Genomic DNA, 19940 nt, shown 5'->3' on the forward strand with positions numbered 1-19940 from the left:
CCTCGTCGTTCAAGCGCCGACGAACTGCCTTGCAACCGGCGCACCGCGCCCGCATAAAGCCTGAATGAACGCCCCTGCCCCGGCCCAAGCTGCCCTGAACGCCTTTCACCCCGCCGTGCGTGCCTGGTTCGCCGCGCGCTTTGCCAGCGTAACGGCCGCGCAAGCGCAAGCATGGCCGTTGATTAAGGCCCGGCAGTCGACCCTGATCGCCGCGCCCACTGGCTCGGGCAAAACGCTGACGGCGTTTCTCGCTGTACTCGACGACCTGGTGCGCAGCGGCCTGGCCGAGGGTGGGCTGCCAGCGTGCACCCGCGTGCTGTATGTCTCGCCGCTCAAGGCGTTGTCCAACGATATTCAACTCAACTTGCAGGCGCCCTTGGCCGGCATCAATGAACAATTGCTAAGCATGGGCCTGCCCAGCGTGGCCATTCGCACAGCGGTGCGCACCGGCGATACCGCGCAGAAAGAGCGGGCCGCCATGCGCCGGCAGGCGCCACACATTCTGGTCACCACCCCCGAATCGCTCTACGTGCTGCTGGGCTCGACGTCGGGGCGCGCCATGCTGGGGACGGTGCGCACGGTTATCGTCGATGAAATACACGCCGTCGCCGCCAGCAAGCGCGGCAGCCACTTGGCGCTCACCCTGGAACGCTTGCAGGCACTGTGCCCGGAGCCGCTGCAACGCATCGGCCTGTCGGCCACGCAAAAGCCCATCGAGGACGTCTCGCGGTTTCTGGCCGGGCAAGGGCGCCCCTGCGCGATTGTCGATATTGGCCACGCCCGGCCGCGCGACCTGGCTATTGAAGTGCCGCCGGTGCCCCTGGCGGCGGTGATGCCCAACGATGTCTGGGAACTGGTCTACGACCGCCTGGCCGCGCTGGCCCGCGAACACCGCACCACCCTGGTGTTCGTCAACACCCGGCGCATGGCCGAGCGCATGACGCGCCACCTGAGCGGGCGCTTGGGCGAAACGGCGGTGGCCGCGCACCACGGCAGCTTGTCCAAGGAGCAACGCCTGACGGCCGAGCAGCGGCTCAAGGCCGGCCAATTGCAAGTGCTGGTGGCCACCGCCTCGCTGGAGCTGGGGATCGATATTGGCGAGGTCGACCTGGTCTGCCAGATCGCTTCCCCGGGCTCGATTGCGGCGTTTTTACAACGAGTGGGCCGCTCTGGACACCAAGTGGTCGGCACTCCCAAGGGGCGCCTGTTCGCCATCTCTCGCGATGACTTGATCGAATGCGCGGCCCTGCTCGATTGTGTGCGCCAGGGTGAGCTGGAGACCCTGCACATTCCCTCGACCGCCCTGGACGTCTTGGCCCAGCAAATCGTCGCCGAGGTCAGCTGCCAGGAATGGGACGAGCAGGCGCTATTGGCCATGATTCGCGGGGCCATGCCTTATCAGGGGCTGGATGAGCGCCATTACCTGGCCTTGCTGCGCATGCTCGCGCAAGGCCATAGCGGCCGCCAGGGCGTGCGCGGCGCCTACCTGCACCGGGATGCCAGCACCGGGCGCGTACGCGGCCGCCGCGGTAGCCAACTGACCGCATTGACCTGCGGCGGGACCATCCCCGATAACGCCGACTACAGCGTGATGCTCGATCCTCAGGGGCTGAACATTGGCAGCGTCAATGAAGACTTTGCCGTAGAGAGCCTGGCCGGCGACGTCTTTCAACTGGGCAACAGTGCCTACCGTATCCTGCGTATCGAAAGTGGACGGGTGCGGGTCGAAGATGCCAAGGGGGTGCCGCCCAATATCCCCTTCTGGATGGGCGAAGCACCCGGGCGCAGCGCAGAACTGTCCTGGGCCGTGGCCCGCTTGCAGGCGCAGATCGATCAACGCCTGCACAGCAGCGAGCCGGCCGGCGTGGTCAGCTGGCTTGAGACAACGGTGGGCTTGGGCCACGACAGCGCCGAACAACTGGTCGATTACCTGGCCCGCACCCAACGGGCCCTGGGCGCCCTGCCCTCCCAGGACACCTTGATCATGGAGCGTTTTTTCGACGCTTCAGGCGGCACTCAGTTAATCATCCACAGCCCCTTCGGCAGCCGGGTCAACCGCGCCTGGGGCCTGGCACTGCGCAAGCGGTTCTGCCGCACGTTCAACTTTGAGCTACAGGCGGCGGCCAGCGAAGATGCCATCGTGCTGTCGCTTTCCAGCAGCCACAGTTTCGCCCTGGAAGAGGTGTGGCGCTACCTGCATTCCAGCAGCGCCGAGCACATCCTGATTCAGGCGCTGCTCGACTCGCCGCTGTTCGGCGTGCGCTGGCGCTGGAATGCCAGCACCGCCCTGGCCCTGCCGCGGTTCAGCGGCGGGCGCAAAGTGGCGCCGCAGTTACAACGCATGAAAAGTGAAGACCTGATCGCCACGGTGTTCCCAGACCAGATCGCCTGCCTGGAAAACCTCGCGGGCGAACGGGAAATACCCGACCACCCGCTGATCGAGCAAACCCTCGACGACTGCCTCCATGAAGCCATGGACAGCAACGCCTGGTTGGCCCTGCTGGGGCGAATGGAGCGCGGCGAGGTGCGCTTGATCTGCCGCGACCTGCCCGCCCCGTCGCCGCTGGCGGCCGCCATTCTCAACGCCCGCCCCTATGCGTTTCTGGATGACGCGCCCTTGGAAGAACGCCGGACCCAGGCGGTCCTCAACCGGCGCTGGAGCGAGCCAGGCCACGCCGACGAACTGGGCACGCTGGACCCAGACGCTATTGCGGCAGTAGCGGGCGAAGCCTGGCCGCAGCCGCGCAATAGTGACGAAATGCATGAAGCGTTGGTGCAGCTCGGTTGCATCAATGTGGACGAGGCCGAGCGCTTGGCACAGTGGCCGCAATGGTTGCACCAGTTGGCAGAAACCGGGCGAGCCACCTGCCTGAGTTTGGCCTGCGGGCAGCGCTTGTGGGTGGCCCTGGAGCGTTTAAGCCTGGCCCTGGCGATCTACCCAAACGCGTGCCTGTCGCCACCGCTGCAGGCGCTGCAAGGCGCGGAACACACCTGGGCAGCCGATGCTGCGCGGGTGGAGTGGCTGCGTGCGCGCCTGAGTGCCACGGTGGCCCTGACCCCAGCCGCGCTGGCCGAGCCGCTGGGTCTGCCCAGCGCGGCAGTCGCCCAGGCGCTGGCTCACCTTGAAAGCGAAGGTCAGGTGGTACGCGGTGAGTTCAGGCCAGGGTCAGCCACCGAGCAATGGTGCGAGCGCCACCTCTTGGCGCGCATTCATCGCTATACGGTCAAGCGCCTGCGCCGGGAAATCGAGCCCGTGTCGCTACAGGACTTTATGCGCTTTCTGTTCGACTGGCAGCACCTGAGCCCAGGCACGCAACTGCAAGGCCAACAGGCCCTGGACAAATTGCTGGAGCAGTTGGAGGGCTACCCAGCGGCGGCGGGAGCATGGGAAAGCGACCTGCTACCGGCGCGCCTGAAAGACTACCAGCCGCTCTGGCTGGACCACCTGAGCCGGACCGGCAAAACGGTCTGGGCGCGCCTGGGCGGCTCCAGCAAGGCCCTTACCGCGACACTGCGGGCCACGCCGATCGTACTCCTGGCGCGGGCGCATCTGCCCGTCTGGCGCAGCCTGAGCGAACCCTCGCCGCTGGAGTCGCTACCCCTTCGAGCGCAACGCGCCCATACAGCACTCAGCGAACAGGGCGCGTTGTTTTTTGACGAGCTCAGCCACCATGGGCACTTGCTGCGCAGCGAACTGGAGACCGCGCTACAAGAGCTGGTGGCTGCTGGCCGGGTCAACGCCGACAGCTTTGCGGGCCTGCGGGCGTTGATCACCCCGGCCAGCCGGCGCCAGCAGAACAGCAGTCGGCGCGGCCGGGGTGCCTTTATTGGCGGCATGGACGACGCCGGGCGCTGGGCGTTGTTGCAAGGTTCGACCGGCGCTGACGAGCGCGCCGTCGAGCACATCGCCCTGGCCTTGCTGCGGCGTTACGGCGTGCTGTGCTGGCGCCTGCTCGAACGCGAGGCGCAATGGTTGCCCAGTTGGCGCGAACTGCAACGCTGCCTGCAACGCCTCGAGGCACGCGGCGAGATCCGTGGCGGGCGCTTTATCGAGGGCCTGGCCGGCGAGCAATTTGCCTTGCCCGAGGCGATCCCGGTATTGCGCGAGGTGCGCCGGCGCGCACTGGATGGCAGCTTGATTGCGGTCAGTGGCTGCGACCCCTTGAACCTGGTCGGCACACTACTACCCGGTAATAAGGTCGCGGCCCTGCAAGGCAACCGAGTGGTTTACCGTGATGGCCTTCCCGTGGCCGCGATGGTGGCGGGCAAACCCCAATATTGGCAAGCCGAGGACGCGGCGTTGCGAGAACGCTTGATTCGCGGTTAACCGCGGCTGAGACATTCAGTAATAGCCAGGCTTTGCATTTTTCTCGAAAAAAAGACAACCTCCCCCGCCCTGGATCACCCCCCTGTGTGTAGGCGCGAGCTTGCTCGCGAAAAAAAAACCCACAGGCGTCGCGTTCGTTCAGGAAGCAAGCGTTTACGTTGACGTTTTTCGCGAGCAAGCTCGCTCCTACAACCTAATTCTTTCGCAAGGGCCACCGCTATGCTCAACGGACGCGATCACCGGATCGACTTCTATCGAGGGCTGGCGCTGGTCTTTATTTTTTGGGACCACATTCCGCAAAACCCTCTGGCCAAACTGACGGTGCGAAATTTCGGCTTCAGCGATGCCGCGGAGATCTTCGTTTTTCTGGCCGGTTATGCCGCCGTGCTGGCCTACGGCAAAATCGCCGCCCGTGACGGCTACCTGGTCGCTGGCGTGCGTATTCTGCGGCGCACGTGGGTGCTGTATGTAGTGCATATCTTCCTGCTGGCGCTGCTGATGGGGATCATTTTCGTCGCGAACAACCACGTCGAAACCCGCGACATGATCCAGGAGATGAACCTCACCTACTTCCTCGCCAATCCCCAGCAGGCCATGGTCGATGAACTGCTGCTGCGCTTCAAACCCAACCTGATGGACCCGTTACCCCTGTATATCGTGCTGCTGGGCAGTTTACCGTTGGTACTGCCACTGCTGATCAAACGTACCCACCTGGCGATCGGGCTTTCAGTGGCGCTGTACCTGATGACCCAAAGCTATGGCTGGAACATCCCCGCCCACGACAACGGCCTGTGGTACTTCAACCCGCTGGGTTGGCAGGTGCTATTTGTATTGGGCGGTGCGGCGGCGCTCTACAGCGGTCCCCAGCACGCCCGCCCAGCCAGGCCCTGGCAGCGGCAACCGGTGCTGCTGCTCGCCAGTGCCTACGTGGCCTGTTGCGCCTTGGTCGCCCTGGGCTGGCAATGGCCAGCGCTGCATGAGGCCCTGGTGCCGGGTTGGCTGGCTGAACGCCTGTACCCCATCGACAAAACCAACCTGGCACCGGTACGCCTGCTGCATTTTCTGGCGTTGGCCTACTGTGTGGCGCATTGGGTGCCACAAGGGCCGTGGGTCGAGCATTGGGCGGCGCGCAAGGTCGCGATGATGGGCCGCTACTCACTGGAGATCTTCTGCCTGGGGGTGCTGCTTGCGCCTCTGGCAGACATGGCCAACGCGCTGGCCGATGATACCCTGGCCATGCAACTGACCACCGCCCTGGCGGGCGTGGGCGTGATGTTGCTGCTGGGGCAATGGCTGGAGTGGAACCGCCAGCTGAACCGGCCCAACGCAGCCGTGCGAGCGGGGGACCGGCAGGGTTGATCAGGCGTTGCCCGCCACCTTCAACCGGGCAGCCTGGGTGAAATCGAGCATGCGCTTGAGCGGGCGGATGGCGCGAGGTATCACAGCGGGGTCGACGAATATTTCGTTGCTGCCCTCGCGCAGGCAGGCCAACGTGCGCTCCAGTGTGTTCATCGCCATCCACGGGCAATGAGCACAACTGCGGCAAGCCGCACCATTGCCGGCGGTCGGCGCTTCGATAAAGACCTTGTCCGGGCACAGCTGCTGCATTTTGTAAAAAATGCCCCGGTCGGTGGCGACGATAAAAGTCTTGTTCGGCAGGCGTTGCGCAGCGGCAATCAATTGGCTGGTCGAGCCTACGGCGTCGGCCAATGCGATCACCGCCTCCGGCGATTCCGGGTGGACCAGAATCGCCGCGTCGGGGTACAGCGCGCGCATGTCTTCCAATTGCCGCGACTTGAACTCTTCATGAACGATACAGGCACCGTCCCATAGCAGCATGTCGGCGCCGGTATGCTTCTGCACGTACCCGCCCAAGTGCTTGTCGGGCGCCCAGATGATCTGCTCGCCGTTGTCCATCAGGCTTTCGACGATCTCCAGCGCGCAACTGGACGTCACCACCCAGTCAGCCCGCGCCTTCACCGCCGCCGAGGTGTTGGCGTAGACCACCACGGTACGCTCGGGGTGCTGGTCGCAAAACGCCGAGAACTCTTCCACCGGGCAGCCCAGGTCGAGGGAGCAAGTGGCCTCTAGCGTTGGCATAAGGATGCGTTTTTCCGGGTTGAGGATTTTCGCCGTCTCGCCCATGAAGCGCACCCCAGCCACCAGCACGGTACTGGCCGCGTGCTGGTTGCCAAAGCGAGCCATTTCCAGGGAATCAGCAACGCAGCCGCCGCTCTCCTCGGCCAGGGCCTGAATGACCGGGTCACAATAATAGTGGGCGACCAGCACGGCATCGCGGGCCTTGAGCTCAGCGACGATGGCCTGACGATAGTCGGCCTCTTGCTGCGGGCTGAGGGGCACCGGTTGCTTGGCGTCGAGATGAGCCTGAACCAGAAGGCGTTCGGAAATTTGAGTCATAAGGGCAAGACCTACAGGCGCTGCTGCGCGAGCGCCGAGTATACCACTGGCTTTTTCTCAATGGTCTGGGTGACAGCCGCGAAAAAAAACCAAAAAAAAAGCTGGAAATCCGCATTTTCATGGGCCTTCCAGCTTTTAAATACATCGATATGGTGGGTCGTGTGGGATTCGAACCTACGACCAATTGGTTAAAAGCCAACTGCTCTACCAACTGAGCTAACGACCCGATGTGGCGCGTATAATACTGATTTCTAACAGGAATTCAACACCCAATTGGAAAAAAGTCAAAAATAGCGGGTTGGATCGCTGACGCCCGCCGCCGCGAAGCCCTCTGCACGCAGTCGGCAGCTGTCGCACTTGGCACACGCCCGGCCCTGATCGTCCGCCTGGTAGCAGGACACCGTAAGGCTGTAATCAACGCCTCGCGCGACACCCGCACGGACGATATCGGCCTTGCTCAGGCTCTGCAGCGGCGCCTGAATACGAAAGCCATCGCCCTCCACGCCCTCCACGCCCGCCTTGGTCGCCAGGTTAGCCATGCGCTCGAATGCCTCGACGAACTCGGGCCGGCAGTCGGGGTAGCCGGAATAGTCGACGGCATTGACGCCGATAAAAATGTCCCGCGCGCCCAACACTTCAGCCCAACCCAGGGCCAGCGACAGAAATACCGTATTGCGTGCTGGCACGTAGGTGACCGGAATACCTTCGGTAGGGCTTTCGGGCACATCGATGCTGCTGTCGGTCAACGCCGAACCGCCCATGCCGTTGAGGTTCAGGCCAATGACTTTATGCTCGACCACGCCCATCTCCTGGGCGATACGTGCGGCGGCGTTGAGTTCCGAGCGGTGGCGCTGGCCATAGTCGAAGCTCATGGTGTAACAGCGGTAACCCTCGGCCTGGGCCATGGCCACCACGGTTGCCGAATCCAGGCCACCGGACAGCAAGATCACTGCGCGTTTTTCAGTATTCATAGGCTCACCCTTGTCAGTGCCCTGGGGCATCGTTCCAGAGAAATTTATGCAACTGCATTTGCAGGCGCACCGGCAGGTTGTCGTCGATGATCCAATTGGCCAGGTCGGTGGCATTGAGCTGGTGATGACTGGGGGAAAACAGCACTTCGCTAGCGCGCTGGCCCAGGCCGTACTGAATGGTCTTGGAGACTGCCCAGTCGTAGTCCTCGCGGGAACACAGCACGAATTTGACCTGATCGTTGGGCGTCAGCCACTGAATGTTCTCGTAGCGGTTGCGCGCTACTTCACCCGAGCCTGGCGTTTTCAAATCGACCACGCGGCTGACCCGCTCGTCGACCTTGGAAATATCCAATGCACCGCTGGTTTCCAGGGACACCTCATACCCGGCGTCGCACAGCCGCTCCAGCAGCTTCAACGCATTGGGCTGGGCCAATGGCTCGCCGCCGGTCACGCAGATGTAGCGCGGCCGATAGCCAGCCACCTGCTCGAGAATGTCGTCCAGGGTCCGTACAGTCCCGCCCGTAAACGCATAGGCGCTGTCGCAGTACTGGCAACGCAAGGGGCAACCGGTCAGGCGAACGAAAACCGTCGGCAAGCCGGCGGTGCGGGTCTCACCCTGTAACGAGTAAAAGACCTCGGTAATACGTAATGTGTCTTGCATGGCATCCACGGGCGAGACAGCTAAACAGGCTGACCGCCTCCGTTGGGCACTTCGATCAGCCGTGACATCGCACGGCCCAAAGAAGCGTATTTCAATAAAAGGGCGCAAATTCTAACGAAAAAACCCGCGCAAGGCGCGGGTTATTCAAATGCCCCGGTGGGCGCTGCTACATACGTTGCAGATCCCGTTGCGCCAACTGCGCAGCCGAGGTGCCTGGGTATTGGGTCACCACCTGCTGGAGGATCCCCTTGACGCGGTCGGCGTGGCCGAGACGGCGTTCGACGTCGGCCAGTTTGTACAACGAGTCAGGTACTTTAGCGTGCTTGGGGTACTGCTGGCTAACCTTGGCGAATGCCTGGCCAGCGCCTTGCAGATCGCCCTTGGCCAGGTTGACTTCACCCAGCCAATATTGGGCGTTTCCCGCGTATTGACTATTGGGGTACTTGCGCAAAAAAGCTGCGAACGCCTGGCTGGCTTTGTCGAAGTCTTTGGCCTTGATCAGGTCGAAAGCGGCTTCGTAGTACAGCTTTTCTTTGGCCGGATCACCCGGCTCAGTGCCACCGGCGGCCTGACTAGCGGGCGCTGCGGGGGTACCAGCGGCATTGATGCTGCCGCCACTGGCTTGAGAATTATCAGGTTGGCTTGAAGGTGCAGGTGCAACCCCGGTGCCAATCCTACGATCGAGCTCTTGATAACGCTCCAGACCTTCTTGTTTCAGACGCTGGATGTCGTTCTGCTGAACTTCGACCATACCGCGCAACCGCGCGATTTCTTCCTGCATTTGCTGCAGTTGCATGAACAGCTCGCCCTGTGCCGAGACAGGCGCCGAAACGCCTCCCCCGGCATAGGCGCCGCTCGTACCGTAACCCGCCGGCGGATAACTGGTACTACTGCCGCTATTGTTATAGCCAGCATTAGCATTGTTGTCATCCACGACAGGAACCGCGCCCCACGCCACTAGGGGCAGGGCGAAAGCCAGAACAGTTACAGCACGACGGCACGTTCGCATGACGAATTACTTACGCAGTTCGACGCGACGGTTTTGAGCCCACGATTGCTCGTCGTTGCCGGTAGCAACAGGACGCTCTTCACCGTAGGAAACCAGCTCCAGCTGTGCAGGGGAAACGCCTTGCAGAACCAGGTAGCGTTGAACGGCCTTGGCACGACGCTCGCCGAGAGCCATGTTGTACTCACGAGTACCACGCTCGTCGGTGTTGCCTTCCAGAACGACGCGAGCGCCATTGCCTTTCAGGTCTTTGGCGTGAACGTCCAGAGCGCGCATGGCTTCTGGCTTCAGGTCCGAGCTGTCGTATTCGAAGTAGAAAGTGGTGATAGCGCGCAGGGCGGCTTCTTCACTCAGGCTACCGTCGACGGCACCGGTGTTTGCACCGTAACCAGCGTTAGGATCAACAGCTGCGCCTTGACCAGCGTCTTCGCCGCCTTTGGACGAGCAACCTACAGCTACAGCCATGGCCAGAGCCAGCGCAGCAAACTTACCAAACTTCAGCATTTCCATCGTAAAACTCCTAATGAACCCCAGTGTGTTAAGTACAACGTATAGCGCCGCGTCAGTTCAGGTAAGGGGACCAGGACGGTTCTCTGACTTCGCCTTGAGCGGTAGGAAGCGGGAGCCTCACGCGTCCGTTTAAGGACACGAGCATCAAGACTCCCCGGCCCTGCTGGCGGGTGGCGTAGATTACCATGGTGCCGTTGGGCGCAACAGTAGGTGACTCATCAAGAGTCGAGTCGGTGAGAATTTTTACACTCCCACGTTCCAGGTCTTGAGCCGCCACCTTGAAGTTGGTGAAGCCATCTTGACGATGAATCATCACCAGCGTTTTTTCATCCGCCGACAGTTTAGGGTTGGCGTTGTAGTTACCGACAAATGTCACACGTTCAGCGTTGCCGCCACTCGTGCTGGTTTTGTAGATCTGCGGCTTACCGCCACGGTCCGACGTGAAGTACAGCGTCGAGCCATCTTTGCCCCAGAAGGGTTCGGTGTCGATAGCCGGGCTATTGGTCACGCGGGTCAGCTGACGGCTGCCCAGGTTGATGATGTAGATCTCCGGGTTGCCATCTTTGGACAACACAAACGCCAGGCGGCTGCCATCCGGCGAGAACGCCGGCGCGCCATTGAGGCCTTCGAAATTGGTGATCTGCTCACGGCGACCGGTGTCGATATTCTGCACAAAAATACGCGGGCGCTTTTGCTCGAACGACACGTATGCGATGCGTTTACCGTCCGGTGCATAGCGTGGCGAGAGGATCGGTTCGCGCGACTGCAAGAGGGTCACCGCACGGGCGCCGTCGTAGTCTGAGCGCTGCAAAGTGTAGCGCGTGCTGTTGGTAGAAAAGCGCTCAGCGGTCACATAAAGCATACGAGTGGAGAACGCACCCTTGATGCCGGTGAGCTTTTCGAACGATTGGTCGGCGATATAGTGGGACATATCGCGCAATTGATCGGTGCTACCCGAGACGCTGCCGGTCAATACTTGCTGTTCAGTGGCGACATTGAACAACGCATATTGCACTTGCAGACGGCCACCTGCCGGCTGGATGTTACCGACCATGACGTATTGAGCGCCAAGGGCTTTCCAGTCGCGGAAGATCACTTCGCTACCCTGGGTAGGTTGGCTGATCATGTTTTGTTTCGGGATCGGCGCGTAGTAGCCAGAGTTACGCAGGTCATTGCCAACGATCTCCGCCATGTCTTCGGGCAGCACGCTACCGCCCTGCCAGCCGAACGGCACCACAGCGATAGGGGTCGCCCGGTCGCTGCCGCTGGTGACCATAATGTTCTTTTCTTCCGCAACGGCCATTCCCGCAGCGCAACAAAGAACGACAAGCATTCCTCGGAGAAGGTTAATCACAAGGCTAGATCCTCAGGTGTAAATGTCATCTTGAATGAGCGGTACGGGGCGAAATCACTGGGCTTGAGACCCTGCATTTCCGTCAAACGCCCAATATTTTTAACGGCTGCCACTGCAGAGGCGTCAAATGGGCCGTCGCCACTGGAGCGGGAAACGCTCACCGAGGTAACGGTGCCATCGGGCAGCATGTTGATCTGCAGTATCACGGTCATGTTCTTACGTGCCGACGGTGGGCGAGCCCAACCTTCCGCAGCCCTTGCCCGAATCAGGTCATCGAAGTTACCTGCGACTTCGTCACCCTGCTCGTCGGCCAAGGCCTGTTGCCGCTCAGGCTTATCGGACAGCAGGTCAGCCAATGCCTGAGCCTTTTTGTCCTCCGCCGACTTACGCGCGGCATCTTGCGCTTTTTTCTTCTCGGCAGCGTCAGCAGCGGCCTTTTTCTTCGCATCCTCTGCTGCTTTCTTCTTCGCATCATCGGCAGCGGCCGCCTTCTTGGCGTCCTCGGCAGCTTTTTTCTTCGCGTCTTCAGCAGCCTTTTTCTTGGCTTCGTCTGCCGCTTGTTTCTTCGCTTCCTCGGCCGCCTCTTTCTTGGCGTCCTCTTCGGCTTTTTTCTTGGCGATATCGGCCTGCTCGGCTTTTTTGGCTTCGGCGGCCTTTTGCGCGGCGTCAGCTTTTTTCGCTTCGTCGGCTTTTTTGGCCTCTTCGGCCTTGGCCGCAGCGTCTGCTTTTTTAGCTTCGTCGGCAGCCTTGGCGGCTTCTGCTTTTTGAGCAGCGTCGGCTTTCTTTTGTTCCGCCGCCTTCACGGCTTCTTGTTCGACCTTTTTCTGCTCCATCTGCTCGACTTCAGTCTGACGGGCGGCGGATTTCTTCGCCTCACCGGCAAGCTTCTGATTAGTCTGAGTAGTGGCTTGGCTCTTGGACTTGAGCTGATACAGCGTGGCCTGAACGATCGGCTTGGCCGGCGGCAGTTCCGGGGTCATGGCGAAACTGACGAACAGCATGGCGAAAATCAGCACGTGCAAAGCTATGGCCCACACGGTGGGCCAGAAGAAGTTTTCCGAGGCGGAGGGCTCTCGCTGTCGCATCAGGGCGCCTCGGTGATCAAGCCAACGTTACCGACACCCGCCTTCTGCAAGCCGCCCATGGCGCCCATGACGGAGCCGTAATCGACGGTCTTGTCACCGCGAATGAACACTTGGGTACGCTTGCCGTTCTGGTTGCCGTTGTTGATGATCTTGGTCACGGCGTCGGTCATCTGCGGCAGGGTCATGGCGCGGTCTTGTTGCTTCTCGGTGTCGACTTCGCTGCCAAGGTTCCAGTAGTAGGTCTTGTCAGCCTTGATCGATATGGTCAGGACCTGAGTGTTGTTGTCTTGCGGCAAGGCTTCGCTGGAAACCTTGGGCAAGTCGACTTTAACGCCCTGGTTGAGCATCGGTGCGGTGACCATGAAGATGACCAGCAGTACCAACATCACGTCGATGTAAGGCACTACGTTCATTTCGGCGACCGGCTTGCGTTTGGGGCGGCGACTCCGAATCATTGGGTTTTCCTGCTCACTCTTCGCTGGTGTGCACTTTACGGTGCAGGATGGCCTGGAACTCGTCTGCGAACGTGTAGTAGCGGTTGATCAGGGTTTCGCTGCGGGCAGCGAAGCGGTTGTAGGCGATAACAGCCGGGATGGCCGCGAACAAACCAATAGCCGTGGCGATCAGCGCTTCGGCAATACCGGGGGCTACGGTGGCCAGGGTCGCTTGCTGGGCAGAAGCCAAGCCGCGGAAGGAGTTCATGATCCCCCACACGGTACCGAACAGGCCGACATACGGGCTGGTGGAACCAACGGTGGCCAGGAACGGCAGGCTCTGCTCAAGTTTTTCTTCCTCGCGCGAGATCGCTACCCGCATGGCCCGGCCAACGCCTTCCATCACCGCATCTGGGTCGACCCCAGCCTGCTGGCGCAGGCGCGAGAACTCTTTGAAACCGGCGCGAAACACTTGCTCGACGCCGGAGTCGGGGTCTGGGTTGCTACCCGCCTGGCGATAGAGCTTGGACAGGTCGATGCCTGACCAAAAACGTTCCTCGAAGCTGTCCAGGGCACGACGACCGGCACGCAGCATGGCGCTGCGCTGAAAGATCATGATCCATGAGGTGACCGAAGCGGCCACCAGAATCAGCATTACCAACTGTACAACGATGCTGGCATTGCTGACCAAGCTCCACATGGAGGTATGGTCGACGACGTTAGCTTCCACGCTTAATCTCCTGCTCTAAGTAGGTACTCGGGCCGCCCGCGTCGGCAAAGGCCGTACGCAAGGCCGGGGGAATGGCCCGGGGTTTGAAAGTGTCGGCGGCCACACAGGCCACCAAAAATTGCCCTTCGCAGAGCAGCATGTCATCCGTAGCCCGCCTGACCTGCTGGTTGAAGCGCAGGCTGACACGGTTCAATTCAATCACTTCAGCGCTGACCTTCAGTTCGTCGTCCAGCCGCGCCGGCGCGTGATAGCGCGCCTGGGCCGAGTGCACCACGAATACAAGGTTACCTGCCATCAGTTCGGACTGGGCAAACCCCAGCACCCGCAGGCGCTCAGTTCTGGCCCGCTCCATAAACTTGAGGTAGTTGACGTAATACACGACGCCGCCCGCGTCGGTGTCTTCGTAATAAACGCGACAGTGATGGGCGAACGGCGGAACCTGGCTTTGCGCGCGCATACTCTAGTGCTTACTCCTCGGGTTGCCAATCCGCCCAGGCAACTGTTTTTGCATGAAAAACTCAACTTTCATCAATCCGTGCCTCTAGGACCACGCCAGCGCGGAATAAATCTTGGCCACTACGCCTTTTAATCGCCCAACGGGTCGTCGTAGGGGTCGGCCGCGGGTAACTCACCAAGGCGCCCGGGAATGTTCAAACCAAAATGCAGATAAGCGTGGCGGGTCACCACCCTGCCCCGCGGGGTACGCATGATATAGCCCTGCTGGATCAGATAAGGTTCGAGCACGTCTTCGATGGTGTGGCGCTCCTCGCTGATGGCGGCGGCCAGGCTGTCGACCCCCACCGGCCCGCCGTCGAACTTCTCGATCATGGTCAGCAGTAGACGTCGGTCCTGGTGGTCGAAGCCACGCTCATCGACGTCGAGCATGTTCAAGGCAAGGTCGGCGATCGGCTTGGTGATCTCACCCTTGCCCCGCACCTGGGCGAAGTCACGCACCCGGCGCAGCAGACGGTTGGCGATACGCGGCGTGCCGCGGGCGCGCCGGGCGATCTCGAAAGCACCGCCCTCTTCGATGTGCAGGCCGAGAATGCTGGCTGAACGGGTGACGATGGTGGCCAGGTCTGGGGTGCTGTAGAACTCCAGGCGCTGGACGATGCCGAAGCGGTCACGCAAAGGGTTGGTGAGCATGCCCGCTCGAGTGGTGGCGCCCACCAGAGTGAACGGTGGTAGGTCGAGTTTGATCGAGCGGGCTGCCGGGCCTTCGCCGATCATGATGTCGAGCTGGAAGTCTTCCATGGCCGGGTACAGCACTTCCTCGACGATCGGTGACAGCCGATGGATTTCATCGATGAACAGCACGTCGTGGGGCTCGAGGTTGGTCAGCAGCGCGGCGAGGTCGCCCGGCCGCTCCAGCACCGGCCCCGAGGTGCTCTTGATCGACACGCCCATTTCCTGCGCGATGATATTGGCCAGGGTGGTCTTGCCCAAGCCCGGCGGCCCGAAGATCAGGGTGTGGTCAAGGGACTCGTTACGCCCACGGGCAGCCTGGATGAACAGCTCCATTTGCTCGCAGACCGTTGGCTGGCCAATGTACTCGGCCAGGCTCAGCGGCCGGATGGCACGGTCCTGTACCTCTTCACGATCACGGCCCGTGGCGGTGATCAGGCGGTCGGCTTCGATCAATGGATCATTCCTTTCAGGGAGCGGCGGATCAGCTCTTCGCTGCTCAAGCCCTTCGCGTCAATGGCGGCGACGGCCTTGCTGGCTTCCTGGGGTTTATAGCCCAGGGAGATGAGCGCACTGACTGCATCGCTTTCGGCCGTATTGGCCGGGGCGTTAGGCCGGGTGCCATTAGGCCCGGTGGGCACCAGCTCGAACATGCTCGGGGTAGTTTCCCAGGCTTTGAAGCGGTCTTTGAGTTCGACCAACAAGCGCTCTGCGGTCTTTTTGCCAACCCCCGGTACCCGAACCAACGCCGAGGTGTCCTGGGCCTGCACGCAGCGCACCAGTTCATCGACATCCAAGCCGGACATCAAGGCCAGCGCCAACTTGGGCCCAACGCCATTTAGGCGGATGAGTTCGCGAAACAACTCGCGCTCGCGCTTTTCATAAAAGCCATACAGCAGGTGGGCGTCTTCGCGCACCACCAGGTGGGTATGCAGGGTGACCGTTTCGCCGACCGGCGGTAGCCGATAGAGCGTTGTCATAGGCACTTCCAGCTCATAGCCGAGGCCGTTGACATCGATGATCAAGTGCGGCGGCTGCTTCTCAGCCAAGGTACCGCGCAGGCGTCCAATCACATTCGCTTCCTTTAATTCGGGGGCTACAGCATGGGGCAGAGCCGCGCTGCGCAGCAAGCTTGCTCGCCATCTTTGCAGGCCTGGGCAGGCCCGCAAGCAAAAAAGTTTAAAACCATACTACAGGCTATAGACGTAGGCGCCCGCTGCGGCTGCGTGCTGTGCCTAAGCCGTGGGGCATTAGGCTGGAGCGCGTGTGGGCGTGGCACAAAGCGATGGCCAGGGCGTCGGATGCGTCAATCTGCGGCTTTTGGGTCAGTTTCAGCAAGTGCATCACCATCATCTGCACCTGCTCCTTATTGGCCCCACCCGTGCCGACAATGGCCTGCTTGACCTGGGTGGCGGAGTATTCGGCGATCTCCAGCCCTTCCTCGGCGGCCGCCACAATGGCCGCGCCGCGCGCTTGCCCCAGCTTTAGGGCCGAGTCCGCATTGCGGGCCATGAACACCCGCTCGATGCCCATGGTGACCGGCCCGTGAGTCTGAATGACCTCACGCACTCCACGAAAGACGATCTGCAAGCGCTCGTGCAACAAGCCGCTGCCGGTGCGAATGCAACCAGACGCCACATACTCGCAGCCGCGGCCGCTGTCGCGGACCACGCCATAGCCGGTAATGCGCGAGCCGGGGTCGATACCAAGGATTAAAGTCATAGCGCCTGCATTGAAAGGAATAAACAAGAGCCGGGCTCACCCTACCCCGCCGTAGCGAGGCTCAGCGAACCCGGCTCTTATAGACAGCTTGTACGGCTCAGCCCAGCTGTTCCATCACCGCGTCGGGGATCTGCGCATTGGAGTAGACGTTCTGCACGTCGTCCAGGTCTTCAAGCATGTCGATCAGCTTGAGTACCTTTTCGGCGCCTTCCAGATCCAGCTCGGCGCTGGTGGTGGGCAGCATCACGATTTCTGCGTCACCGGCCTTGAAGCCGGCTTCTTCCAACGCTGTGCGCACCGCGTAGAAACCGGCAAATGAGGTAAACACGTCGAACGAACCGTCTTCATTGCTGACCACGTCGTCGGCGTCAGCCTCCATGGCTGCTTCCATCAAGGCATCTTCGTCAACGCCTGCGGCAAAACTCAGCTGCCCTTTACGCTCGAACAAATAGGCCACCGAACCATCGGTACCCAAGTTGCCCCCGCACTTGCTGAACGCGTGGCGCACGGCGGCGGCGGTGCGGTTACGGTTGTCGGTCATGCACTCGACCATCACCGCGACGCCACCGGGGCCGTAACCCTCGTAGCTGAGCTCTTCGACGTCGTCACTGCCCGCCGCGCCTGTCCCGCGCGCCACTGCGCGGTCGATGATGTCACGGCTCATGTTGGCGCCCAAGGCTTTGTCCAGCGCCAGACGCAAACGCGGGTTGGAGCCCGGGTCGCCACCGCCGGCCCGTGCCGCGACCGTCAGCTCACGAATCCACTTGGTAAAGATCTTGCCTCTTTTGGCATCCTGACGCTCTTTGCGGTGCTTGATGTTCGCCCACTTGGAATGACCTGCCATAACGCAACTCCAGAACTGTTTGAAACCCTTACATTTGAACCCGTACAACGCAAAGGCGCATCCGAAGATGCGCCAAGGCGGAACGTATCAAGCCGTATTACTCAGCCTTGGGCTGTTCGCGCAGGCGAATGTGCAATTCGCGCAACGCCTTGGCGTCGACCAGGCCTGGGGCCTGGGTCATGACGCAAGCGGCACTCTGGGTTTTCGGGAAGGCGATCACTTCACGAATCGACTGAGCACCGGTCATCAGCATCACCAGGCGGTCCAGACCAAAAGCCAGGCCACCATGGGGCGGTGCGCCGTACTTCAAGGCGTCGAGCAAGAAGCCGAATTTCTCTTCCTGCTCCGCTTCTTCGATGCCCAGCAGGCGGAATACCGCTTGCTGCATTTCCTTGCGGTGGATACGGATCGAACCGCCACCGAGCTCCGTACCGTTCAACACCATGTCGTAAGCCCGCGACAGCGCGCCGGCCGGGTTGGCCGCGAGCTCTTCAGGGGAGCACTTGGGCGCGGTGAACGGGTGGTGCAGCGCGGTGAAGCTGCCGTCTTCGTTCTGCTCGAACATCGGGAAGTCGACGACCCACAAAGGTGCCCACTCGCTGGTGAGCAGGTTGAAATCGTTGCCGACCTTGATGCGCAGCGCGCCCAGGGCTTCGCTGACGATCTTGGCCTTGTCGGCGCCGAAGAACACGATGTCACCATCGACCGCACCGACGCGGTCGAGGATCACATTGAGGTTGGCTTCAGGAATATTCTTGACGATAGGCGACTGCAAGCCCTCGACACCTTTGGCCCGCTCGTTGACCTTGATATACGCCAGACCCTTGGCACCGTAGATGCCGACGAACTTGGTGTAGTCGTCGATCTTGCTGCGCGGCATGCTCGCCCCACCTGGGACGCGCAAAGCGGCCACACGGCTTTTCGGGTCGTTGGCCGGGCCGCTGAAGACCTTGAATTCGACCGCTTGCAACTGGTCGGCGACGTCCACCAGCTCCAGCGGGATACGCAGGTCGGGCTTGTCGGAGCCGTAGCGGCGCATGGCCTCGTCCCAGGTCATGTGCGGGAATTCGCCGAATTCCAGGCCTAGCACTTCCTTAAACAGGTTGCGGATCATGCCCTCGGTCAGGCCCATGATGTCCGCTTCGTCGAGGAAGCTGGTTTCAATGTCGATCTGGGTGAATTCAGGCTGGCGATCGGCGCGCAGGTCTTCGTCGCGGAAGCACTTGGCGATCTGGTAGTAGCGATCGAAGCCGGCGACCATCAACAGTTGCTTGAACAACTGCGGCGATTGCGGCAAGGCGAAGAAACTACCCGCGTGGGTACGGCTCGGCACCAGGTAGTCGCGGGCGCCTTCGGGGGTGGCGCGGGTGAGGATTGGCGTCTCGACGTCGAGGAAACCGTTGTCATCGAGGTAACGGCGGATGCTGGTGGTCATGCGCGAACGCAGGCGCAGCTTCTCGGCCATTTCAGGGCGACGCAGGTCGATGAAACGATAACGCAAGCGAGTTTCTTCGCCGACATCGGAATATTCATTGAGTGGGAACGGCGGCGTTTCCGCTTCGTTCAGCACTTCCAGTTCATAACCCAGCACTTCAATGGCCCCGGAGGCCATGTTCGGGTTGACTGCACCGGCCGGACGCGCGCGCACCTTGCCGGTCAGCTTGACCACATACTCGCTGCGCACGCGGTCAGCGGCGGCGAAGGTGCTCGCACGATCAGGGTCGAAGACCACTTGGGCCAAGCCTTCACGATCACGGATATCGAGGAAGATCACCCCGCCGTGGTCACGGCGACGGTGAACCCAGCCGCACAGGGTGATTTCCTGACCTTCCAGGGTCTCGTTCAGTTGGCCGCAATAATGGCTGCGCATCATGATGGTGGTTTCTTCTCGCAATTCGGTGTTCGATGGAGGCCTTGCCTAGCCCGGGGGGCTGATAGTGCAGGACCTTGCAGGGCGGTTCAACTCAGTCGGCTTTGTCGCCGCCCGCCAGGTTTTTCTTCGAGCCGGTCTTGAAATCGGTCTCGTACCAACCCGTGCCGCTGAGGCGAAAGCCGGGCATGGAGAGCATTTTCTTCAGCTCCGGCGCCTGGCAGGCGGGGCAGTCGGTCAGAGGCGCGGCGCTGATTTTCTGAATGGCTTCCATTTGGTGGCCACAGGACGCGCATTGATAGTCATACATCGGCATGGAAATGTCTCGGCATTCAGACGCCCCTGACAGCGAAGCGCCAGGCGGCAAAGCGCGAGATTATAGCCGGTTAATGAGGCCTGTGCAGCCTCGCACTTTATCCGGCTGGCGGGCAAGGGTCCAGCAGGTGGACCACGCAGATCACCCGCACCAAGCCACTGAAGTTCTTAACGCCGCCGTGCCGCAGGTGCACTTCGCGGTCTATGTAAGACAGCACAGCATTGACCGAGCAGTCATTGGCCGCGGCAATGCGCTCGAGTATTTTCCAATAGACCTCTTCCAGGCGCAGGCAGGTGGCGAAGCCATTGAGCCTGACGGAACGAGAGCGCGGCTGAGCCAGGCCCATATTAAAGCTGGCGACAAAGGGATCGACGGCAATTTTACCGCCGCGCTCTACACCATTTGCGTGCCTGGCTATTCCTTTAGCCATAACGTTCACCTTTCCCTGTCTGATGTGCGGCCTGACAGCCGTCCACGGGCGTGCCCGATGAACGCTATAAAACCCCA

The 19940-nt window shown here is 61.3% G+C and carries 19 protein-coding genes and 1 tRNA gene; 2 read left to right on the plus strand and 18 right to left on the minus strand.

The window, feature by feature from the left end; all coding sequences use genetic code 11:
* The first annotated feature begins 64 nt into the window (after positions 1 to 64).
* Together QCL65_RS19650 and QCL65_RS19655 are read left to right on the plus strand one after the other, a co-directional pair.
* Positions 65 to 4327, plus strand: a complete 4263-nt coding sequence (locus QCL65_RS19650) for a DEAD/DEAH box helicase (protein WP_407311696.1) — start codon at positions 65 to 67, stop codon at positions 4325 to 4327.
* Between the two features lie 219 nt (positions 4328 to 4546).
* Positions 4547 to 5686 carry an OpgC family protein gene (locus tag QCL65_RS19655; RefSeq protein ID WP_407311698.1) on the plus strand — a complete coding sequence of 380 codons (1140 nt, stop codon included), beginning with the start codon at positions 4547 to 4549 and terminating at the stop codon, positions 5684 to 5686.
* Here the strand turns inward: QCL65_RS19655 and nadA are convergent, their stop codons facing one another.
* The 18 genes from nadA to QCL65_RS19745 form a co-directional block, all read right to left on the minus strand.
* Positions 5687 to 6745, minus strand: coding sequence for a quinolinate synthase NadA (gene nadA, locus QCL65_RS19660; RefSeq protein WP_407311700.1), 1059 nt, complete (start codon positions 6743 to 6745; stop codon positions 5687 to 5689).
* A gap of 150 nt (positions 6746 to 6895) precedes the next feature.
* A tRNA-Lys gene (locus QCL65_RS19665) sits at positions 6896 to 6971 on the minus strand.
* 58 nt (positions 6972 to 7029) lie between these two features.
* On the minus strand, positions 7030 to 7716 hold the full coding sequence (gene queC / locus QCL65_RS19670; protein WP_407311702.1) for a 7-cyano-7-deazaguanine synthase QueC: 687 nt from the start codon (positions 7714 to 7716) through the stop codon (positions 7030 to 7032).
* 13 nt (positions 7717 to 7729) lie between these two features.
* A complete protein-coding gene (queE, locus tag QCL65_RS19675; protein WP_407311704.1) occupies positions 7730 to 8377 on the minus strand; it encodes a 7-carboxy-7-deazaguanine synthase QueE in 648 nt (215 codons plus the stop codon).
* A 166-nt stretch (positions 8378 to 8543) separates the two neighbouring features.
* A complete protein-coding gene (ybgF, locus tag QCL65_RS19680) occupies positions 8544 to 9386 on the minus strand; it encodes a tol-pal system protein YbgF (RefSeq protein ID WP_407311706.1) in 843 nt (280 codons plus the stop codon).
* Between the two features lie 6 nt (positions 9387 to 9392).
* Complete coding sequence (gene pal / locus QCL65_RS19685) at positions 9393 to 9893, minus strand: peptidoglycan-associated lipoprotein Pal (protein ID WP_407311708.1); 501 nt, start codon at positions 9891 to 9893, stop codon at positions 9393 to 9395.
* Positions 9894 to 9945: 52 nt separating this feature from the next.
* Entirely contained in the window at positions 9946 to 11226 is a 1281-nt protein-coding gene (tolB, locus tag QCL65_RS19690) for a Tol-Pal system beta propeller repeat protein TolB (RefSeq protein WP_407316943.1), read from the minus strand.
* Positions 11227 to 11243: 17 nt separating this feature from the next.
* The gene (tolA, locus tag QCL65_RS19695) at positions 11244 to 12335 is read right to left on the minus strand and encodes a cell envelope integrity protein TolA (protein WP_407316945.1); all 1092 of its coding nucleotides are present in this window, start codon (positions 12333 to 12335) and stop codon (positions 11244 to 11246) included.
* Entirely contained in the window at positions 12332 to 12787 is a 456-nt protein-coding gene (tolR, locus tag QCL65_RS19700; protein ID WP_407311710.1) for a protein TolR, read from the minus strand. Before tolR ends, tolA begins: the two co-directional genes overlap by 4 nt.
* 13 nt (positions 12788 to 12800) lie before the next feature.
* Positions 12801 to 13496, minus strand: coding sequence for a protein TolQ (gene tolQ, locus QCL65_RS19705; protein WP_407311712.1), 696 nt, complete (start codon positions 13494 to 13496; stop codon positions 12801 to 12803).
* Positions 13486 to 13953, minus strand: coding sequence for a tol-pal system-associated acyl-CoA thioesterase (gene ybgC, locus QCL65_RS19710; protein ID WP_407311714.1), 468 nt, complete (start codon positions 13951 to 13953; stop codon positions 13486 to 13488). Before ybgC ends, tolQ begins: the two co-directional genes overlap by 11 nt.
* Positions 13954 to 14081: 128 nt before the next feature.
* Entirely contained in the window at positions 14082 to 15137 is a 1056-nt protein-coding gene (gene ruvB / locus QCL65_RS19715) for a Holliday junction branch migration DNA helicase RuvB (protein WP_407311717.1), read from the minus strand.
* Positions 15134 to 15754: a Holliday junction branch migration protein RuvA gene (ruvA, locus tag QCL65_RS19720; RefSeq protein WP_407311719.1), complete on the minus strand. Its 621-nt coding sequence runs from the start codon at positions 15752 to 15754 to the stop codon at positions 15134 to 15136. Before ruvA ends, ruvB begins: the two co-directional genes overlap by 4 nt.
* Before the next feature lie 124 nt (positions 15755 to 15878).
* Positions 15879 to 16403: a crossover junction endodeoxyribonuclease RuvC gene (gene ruvC / locus QCL65_RS19725; protein WP_407311721.1), complete on the minus strand. Its 525-nt coding sequence runs from the start codon at positions 16401 to 16403 to the stop codon at positions 15879 to 15881.
* A gap of 97 nt (positions 16404 to 16500) precedes the next feature.
* Positions 16501 to 17247 (minus strand): YebC/PmpR family DNA-binding transcriptional regulator, encoded by a 747-nt coding sequence (locus QCL65_RS19730; RefSeq protein ID WP_407311723.1) that lies wholly within the window; start codon positions 17245 to 17247, stop codon positions 16501 to 16503.
* A gap of 97 nt (positions 17248 to 17344) precedes the next feature.
* A complete protein-coding gene (gene aspS / locus QCL65_RS19735) occupies positions 17345 to 19120 on the minus strand; it encodes an aspartate--tRNA ligase (RefSeq protein WP_407311725.1) in 1776 nt (591 codons plus the stop codon).
* 91 nt (positions 19121 to 19211) lie between these two features.
* Entirely contained in the window at positions 19212 to 19433 is a 222-nt protein-coding gene (locus tag QCL65_RS19740; RefSeq protein WP_407311727.1) for an FmdB family zinc ribbon protein, read from the minus strand.
* A gap of 97 nt (positions 19434 to 19530) precedes the next feature.
* On the minus strand, positions 19531 to 19863 hold the full coding sequence (locus QCL65_RS19745) for a ribbon-helix-helix domain-containing protein (protein ID WP_407311729.1): 333 nt from the start codon (positions 19861 to 19863) through the stop codon (positions 19531 to 19533).
* Between the last annotated feature and the right edge of the window lie 77 nt (positions 19864 to 19940).

The organism is Pseudomonas sp. nanlin1 (assembly GCF_045571515.1).
GTDB lineage: Bacteria > Pseudomonadota > Gammaproteobacteria > Pseudomonadales > Pseudomonadaceae > Aquipseudomonas.